The organism is Deltaproteobacteria bacterium GWC2_65_14 (assembly GCA_001797615.1).
Classification (GTDB): domain Bacteria; phylum Desulfobacterota; class Deferrimicrobia; order Deferrimicrobiales; family Deferrimicrobiaceae; genus GWC2-65-14.
In genome coordinates, this window is record MGPV01000037.1 from 10494 (window position 1) to 17479 (window position 6986).

General features: G+C 68.4%; 5 protein-coding genes and 1 pseudogene (2 of these 6 cut by a window edge). All 6 read right to left on the bottom strand.

The features are described from left to right. Nucleotides 1-1043, bottom strand: the 5' portion of a protein-coding gene (locus A2X88_07185; protein ID OGP34162.1) for a hypothetical protein. It extends 382 nt beyond the left edge of the window; only the first 1043 of its 1425 coding nucleotides appear in the window; the start codon lies at nt 1041-1043; the stop codon falls past the left edge of the window. A gap of 38 nt (nt 1044-1081) precedes the next feature. Further along, nucleotides 1082-3508 carry a DNA topoisomerase I gene (locus tag A2X88_07190; GenBank protein OGP34148.1) on the bottom strand — a complete coding sequence of 809 codons (2427 nt, stop codon included), beginning with the start codon at nt 3506-3508 and terminating at the stop codon, nt 1082-1084. A 12-nt stretch (nt 3509-3520) separates the two neighbouring features. Beyond that, nucleotides 3521-4618, bottom strand: a complete 1098-nt coding sequence (locus A2X88_07195) for a DNA protecting protein DprA (protein OGP34149.1) — start codon at nt 4616-4618, stop codon at nt 3521-3523. Nucleotides 4619-4716: 98 nt separating this feature from the next. After that, entirely contained in the window at nt 4717-5691 is a 975-nt protein-coding gene (locus A2X88_07200) for a hypothetical protein (GenBank protein ID OGP34150.1), read from the bottom strand. Between the two features lie 273 nt (nt 5692-5964). Continuing rightward, nucleotides 5965-6756, bottom strand: coding sequence for a hypothetical protein (locus A2X88_07205; protein OGP34151.1), 792 nt, complete (start codon nt 6754-6756; stop codon nt 5965-5967). Further along, nucleotides 6749-6986, bottom strand: a pseudogene (locus tag A2X88_07210) (1-deoxy-D-xylulose-5-phosphate synthase) (it continues 1691 nt past the right edge of the window). Before A2X88_07210 ends, A2X88_07205 begins: the two are co-directional and overlap by 8 nt.

Below are 6986 nucleotides of genomic sequence, written 5' to 3' on the forward strand. Positions count from 1 at the left end.
TCCGAAAACCGGGCCATGAAATGGCGGGCCAGCGGGGGGATGTCCTCCCTGCGGTCGCGCAGCGGCGGCACCTCGATCTGGATGACGTTGAGCCGGAAGTAGAGGTCGTCCCGGAACCGCCCCTCCTTCATCGTCTCCTCGAGGTTCCGCTTGGAGGCGCACAGGATCCGGACATCCACCGAGATGTCGTCGTTTCCGCCGATCCTCCGGAAGGACCTCTCCTGGATCGCACGCAGGAGCTTGCTCTGCATCGCGTGGGGAAGCTCTCCCACCTCGTCGAGGAACAGCGTTCCCCCGTGGGCCTGCTCGAACAGCCCCTTCTTGGTCTGGATCGCGCCGGTGAACGCGCCCCGCATGTGCCCGAACAGCTCGCTCTCCATCAGCGTCTCGGGGATCGCCGCGCAGTTGATCGGGACGAAGGGCCGCTCCTTCCGGTCGCTGCGGGAATGCAGCGCGGCCGCGACCAGCTCCTTGCCGGTGCCGCTTTCCCCGAGGATCATGACGCTCGCGTTCGTCGGCGCCACCCGCTCGATCATCTCGAAGATCCGGACCATCGCCCCGGACCGCCCCACGATCCCCTCGTACGCGGAGGTCTCCTCGACCTCCTCCCGGAGGGCCCGGCTCCTTCTGACCGCGACCTCCTTCCGGGCGATCGCCTTCCGGATGAACTCCCGCATCTCCCCCAGGTCGAAGGGCTTCGAGATCGTGTCGGCGCCCAGGTTCAGCGCCTCCTTGTCCACGTAGTCGTAGGCGCCCAGCCGCATCGCCTCCACGGCCGACTTGTGCTCGGCGAAGGCGGTCATGACCACCACCTCGGTGGAGGGGTTCTTCTGGATGGCCGACTGGAGCACCCTGAGGCCGTCGTCCGGTGCCGCCATCCGCAGGTCGGTCATGACGAGGTCGTAGACATTCTCCCGGATCGCCTTCCGGGCCTCCTCCAGGGAGGAGGCGGTGTCGACCTCGTACCCTTCCTTCTCGAGGAAGATCTTCAGGAACTGCCGCAGGCTCTGTTCGTCGTCCACGACCAGGATATATTCCTTCACCTTCCGCTCCCCGGCTGACGGCGGGACGGCGTCCCCCGTCAACCCGCCTCGTGCAGCGCTTCCTCCTCACGTTTCCCCTTGCATCCCTTCCGCAGGCAGGCGATCTCCGTCTTGCCCCCCTTGCGCACCTTCAAGGCCATCGCCGGATATTCGCAATCGGGGCAGGCCAGCGGAACCGGCCTCGCCCAGGAGGCCATGCGGCAGTCCGGGTACCGGGAACAGCTGAAGAAGACCTTCCCCGCCCGCGAGGCCCGCTCCACCATCTCCCCCTTCCTGCACTCCGGACATTCCACACCGACCGGGTAGGGACGCGTGTTCCGGCATTCGGGATAGCCCGAGCAGGCGATGTACCGCGATCCCTTCCAGCGGCGGACGACCATCGGCTTCCCGCACTTGTCGCAGTCCACCCCCGCCTCCTCGTCGGCAACCAGCTCCACCGTCCCCTCCGGGGTTTCCCGGAAGTTCGCCGTGTTCCGGCACTCCGGGTAGCTCTTGCAGGCGAGAAACCTCCCCGCGCGGCCGAACCGGATGACCATTTCCCCGCCGCACTCCGAACAGGGGATCCCGGTCGCGACCAGCTCGTCCCTGAGTTCCGGCATCGCCTCCCTCGCCCGCTCCAGTTCCTCGGAAAAGGGTCCGTAGAACTCCTCGAGCGCCCGGACCATCTCCCGTTCCCCGTCCTCGATCCGGTCGAGCTCCTCCTCCATCTTCGCGGTGAACTCCACGTCCATGACCCGGGGAAAGCCCTCCTCGAGGAGGTCGGTCACGAGCCCCCCGAGCTCGGTCGGAAGGAACTTCCGCTCCTCCATCCGCACGTAGCCCCGGTCCCGGATCGTCTTCACGATCGAGGCGTAGGTGGAGGGGCGCCCGATTCCCCGCTCCTCGAGCTCCTTGATCAGGGAGCTTTCCGTGAATCTCGGCGGGGGCTGGGTGAAGTGCTGCGCGGGCACCAGTTCCCGGAGGGCGAGCCTCTCCCCTTCGGACAGCTCCGGTAGAACGGCGTCGGCCTCCTTCTCCTGCTCCCCGGCCTCGCCGGCTCCCTCCTGCTCCCCGGCCTCCCCGTTCCCCCTGCCGTTCTCCTCCTGGTACAGCTCGAGGTAGCCGAGGAACTTCGGGACCGACCCGCTCGCGCGGAACAGGAAGCCGTCGGACGGAGCGCCCGGCGGATCGCAGAGGATGTCGACGGCGGTCTGCTCGAACTCCGCGGTCGCCATCTGGGAGGCCAGGAACCGGTTCCAGATCAACTCGTAGAGCCGGAACTGGTCCCTCCCCAGGATCGGCTTGAGGGCCGATGGAGGATATTCCGTCGAGGTGGGGCGGATCGCCTCGTGCGCGTCCTGGGCCGATTTCCGGTTCCTGTACAGGTTGGGCGACGGGGGCAGGTACCGATCCCCCTTCGCGTCCCGGATGAAGGCGCGGGCGGCGGCCACCGCCTCGTCGGCCACCCGGACCGAGTCGGTCCGCATGTAGGTGATCAGCCCGACGTGCCCGGTCCCGGGGATCTCGATCCCCTCGTAGAGCGACTGGGCGACCATCATCGTTTTGTAGGACGGCATCCGGAGCCTCCGGGCCGCCTCCTGCTGGAGCTTGGAGGTGGTGAAGGGGGGAGGCGGGGAGCGCCTCCGCGTCTTTTTCCGGATCTCCCGGACGACGAAGGGGCCGTTCTCGACGGCCTTGCGGAGCTTCTCGGCCTCCTCCCCGTTGCGGGGCCGGACCTTCTCGCCGCCTGCCTCCAGCAGTTTTGCCGGGAACTCCGGGGGGAGGCGTCCCGCGAGGCGGGCGGTGAGCGACCAGTACTCCTCCGGCGTGAACGCGGCGATCTGTTTTTCCCGCGACACGATGATCTTCACCGCGACCGACTGCACCCTCCCCGCGGAGAGACCCCGCCGGACCTTTTTCCAGAGCAGGGGACTCAGGTTGTACCCGACCAGGCGGTCGAGGATCCTGCGCGCCTGCTGGGAATCGAACTTTCGGGGATCGAGGTCGCGCGGCTCCGCCATCCCCTGGGAGACTCCCTTTTTCGTGATCTCGTGGAAGAGGACCCGGCGGACCTCCGGCGCCTTGAAGGGGCCGTCCTTCCCCTTCTTCCCCGACCGGCGGCCCGCCTTCTTTCCGGTCGCCGGCGCTTTCCGGGCCTTCTCCTTCTCCCGGCGTTTTTCGGCATCCTCCCGGATCGCTTCCGCGATGTGCCAGGCGATCGCCTCCCCCTCCCGGTCGGGGTCGGGCGCCAGGTAGACGATGTCCGCAGACCGGGCCGCCTCCAGGATCTCCTTGAGGAACTTCCGGCGGTCCCGGATCACGATGTAGCTCGGCTCGAAACCCTTCCCGACATCCACCCCGAGGCGGCTTTTCGGGAGGTCCTTCACATGCCCCATCGACGGCAGGATCTGGTACCCCCTGCCGAGGATCTTCTGGATCGTCCTGGCCTTGGCCGGCGACTCCACGATGACGAGCGACTTGGCCATCTCTCCCCCGTTTCAGGATTCGGCGGGCGTTCCGCCGGGAACAGACGTTTTTTTATAATAGTCTCCTCCCCGTCTTTCAAGCAATTTCCGGAGCTCCAGATCGAGGAGAATCGGAAACAGCTCGGGGACGGGGATGCCGAGCCCTGCGGAAATCCCGTTCACATGGCGCTTCTTCCGGCAGTACCCCAGAATCCGCCTTTCCCGCTCCACGGCCGCCGCGTCCCGGTTTTCCGGTCGGCGCTCCCCGGCCCAACCGAGCGCCTGGAGAACGTCGTCCGCCCCGGTGACGGGGATCGCCCCCTCCCGGAGGAGCCGGTTGCTCCCCTCCGTGTGCGGGAACAGGGGGGATCCGGGGACCGCCATCACCTCCCGCCCCTGGTCGAGGGCGGTCCGCGCGGTGATCAGCGCGCCGCTTCGGCCGGGCGCCTCGACCACGACCACCCCCCGCGACATCCCGCTGATCAGCCGGTTCCTCATCGGGAAATGGCGGGACAGCGGCGGAGTCCCGGGAGGAAGCTCGGAAAGCAGGGCGCCCTGCGCCTGGATCCGGTCGCGGAGTTTCCCGGACTCGGGGGGGTAGAGGATGTCGGCACCGCAGCCCAGCACCGCGATCGTGCTCCCTCCTTCCCGGAGAGCCCCCTCGTGGGCGGCCGTGTCGATCCCCCGGGCCATGCCGCTGACCACCGTCAGCCCCGCGAGGGCGAGGTCGGCCGCCAGCAGCCGCGCGAACTCCCTCCCCGCCCCGGTCGCCGCCCGGCTCCCGACCAGGGCCACGGTATCCGTCCCGGCCGCCGAACCACCCTTCCGGTAGAGGACCAGAGGCGCGTCCGGCACGGAGGCCAGCAGCCCGGGGTACCCGTCCGAGCCGATCGGAAGGATCTCGACTCCCGCCCTCCCGCATCTCAGGCGAAGATCCTCCTCCGCGGCGGCTTCGCGGGAGTCGAGCGCCCGAAGCCCTGTCCGGAGAATCCCCCGGTCGGCCCGGGACAACGCTTCTTCCGGATCGGCCTGCGACCGCTCCCTGCCGAGGATCGCGAGGTGCCGTGCGGTGAACCCCGCCACGAGGGAGAGGCGGAGCAGGATGTCGGTCGGTGCCGGTTCGTTCGCCACGGGAGAAGGACCCCGCCTTTCGGGTTTCCCCCCTCCGTGTCAAGAACCGTGCCGGGCCGCCATTCCGGGCCGGCCCCGCAGCGCGCCCGCGTGCGTGGCTACCGGGACCCGGCCGCCCCTCCGGAACCGGTCCCCCGGAGCGCCGAAGCGCCCGACGAGAAGGACTGGGTTCCGCTCACGACGTAGGCGCTGGAGGAGCCCGGAAGGGTGCGGACGACGACCGCCCTCGCCACCTCGACGGGGGCCTTTTCCCTGTCGCCCCAACCCGATCCCCAGGTCGCCTCGTGCCGCACGGAGAAGACCCGGAAGAGGTTCCCCACGGAAACCCCGGCGTCGGCCCCCTTGTCCAGGTAGACGACCTGGCCGGTCGAAAACTCCGTGTGTTCCGAGCGGCCGGCGAGCACGACCGCCCCGAGGTTGTCCTCCCCGGGACGCAGCAAGACCGGATCGTAGCCGGGGATCTCCTCGAGGATCTGGTCGTCCCGGCTCAGATCCTCGAACGACTTCCGGACCACCGCGGTCACCTTTCCGTCCTCACGCTCCAGGACCTGGAGGATCCCGACGAGGTACTGCACATAACCGGAAACCGAACTGCCGGAAGGGGGACCGACCGGACCGCGGACACGGAAGACCCCGAGCAGCTGCCCCGGGGGGATCTCCTTGTCGAGCGACAGGAACACCCTGTCCCGTTCCGAAAACGCGACGCGGGAATCGACGCCCCCCCGGATATTCCCGATCCCCTCGGGGCGCTTCGGAAGAAAACGGCCCGCCCGCACATACTCCAGCTGCGGAATGGCGAGAGGCTTTTCCCTGAGCGCCGTCGGCTCCGGGGGCTTCGCCGCGACCGGCTCGGCGGGCGGCTCCGGGGTAGGCGAAGCCGGCGTCGGCTCCGGCTCCGCGCCCCGCACCTCCATCACATATTCCCGGGAGGGAGGCGGGAACAGCTCGACCCGGATCCCCGGGTAGATGTAGTGGGGGTTCGTCAGGAACCGGTTGCGCTGCCACAGCTCGGGCCACAGCCAGGGAGAACCCAGGTATCGGGCGGAAAGATCCCACAGGGTGTCTCCAAGCACGACGGTGTGAACCAGCCCCTCCGGGTATTCGCCCCCCGGTGTTTCTCCGGAGAGCGTTGCGACGCCCAACGCGCCCCCGGGGACGGCCTCTGCGCCCTGCAATGCTTCCGACGCGAGGCCCGTAAGGGATAAAGACGTTGCCAGGATCACCAGGACCGGCAGGATCACAGCCATCTTTTTCATCTCGCACCTCGCTTCACCCCGGTGGAGGGGATAAAGTTATATCTCAATTATGCTAAATATTACTCATAATAACAGAAACTACAATCCGTTTTAGGTGCCGTCAAGCCCAATCTTCACGGGGGCGCGAATCCGGAGGAACACCTCCCGGTTTCCCCTGGGTCCCCGGAGGCGGCTTTCCGCTTCGCCCAGCACCGCATACCCCGCCTCCCGGGCGAAGAGGGCGACCGACCGCACCGCCGCCTTTCTCGCCTCCTCGTCCCGGACGACCCCTCCCTTCCCCACCGATCCTCTTCCGGCTTCGAACTGGGGCTTGACCAGGGCGATCACCTCCGCGCCGGGCGCGAGAAACCCCGCCAGGGGGGGAAGGATATGGCGCAGGGAGATGAAGGAGACATCGACCGCGGCCAGGCCCGCCTTCTCCGGCAGGAGGTCCGGGCGGGCATGCCGGAAGTTCACCCCTTCCAGCACCACCACCCTCGGGTCGTCCCGGAGCGAGGCGTCCAGCAGCGACTCCCCCACGTCGACCGCGTACACCCGGGCCGCCCCCCTGCGGAGGAGACAGTCGGTGAAGCCGCCGGTGGAGGCGCCCACGTCCAGCGCCACGACCCCTTCGGCCGATACTCCCAGGTCGTCGAGCGCTCCGGCCAGCTTCTCGCCTCCCCGGGAGACGTACGGGCGGGGGGCCGGAAGGAGGAGCACCTCCTCTCCCGGCCTCACCGAAGCGCCCGATTTCGTGACGACCGTTCCGGAGAGCAGGACGCGGCCCGCCAGGATCAGTCCCTGCGCCTTTGCGCGGGTGGGCGCCAGTCCGCGGGCGACCAGCTCGTGGTCGAGCCGGCGGCGCGCCGCCTTCGGGGAGCGGGGACCGCGGGGCTCAGACAATCTTTTCGAGGCGGGAGCGGATGCCGTTCAGGATCGTGGGAAGGATCGCCTTCCCGTGGGCGCAGACCCGGAGCGCCTCTGCGACGATGTCTTCCGGAGTGAGCCTGTTCTCCGCCCGAAGCTCGTCCTGGGATCCGTGCTCCACGAAAATGTCCCGGATGCCGAGGCGGCGGAACGACTGGGGTTGTTCGCCGTGCTCCTCGAGCATCTCCAGGACGGCGCTGCCGAAC

Coding starts and splice junctions, on each gene's coding strand:
- A2X88_07190 (OGP34148.1), bottom strand. CDS start 3,508: ATGGCCAAGTCGCTCGTCATCGTGGAGTCGCCGGCCAAGGCCAGGACG.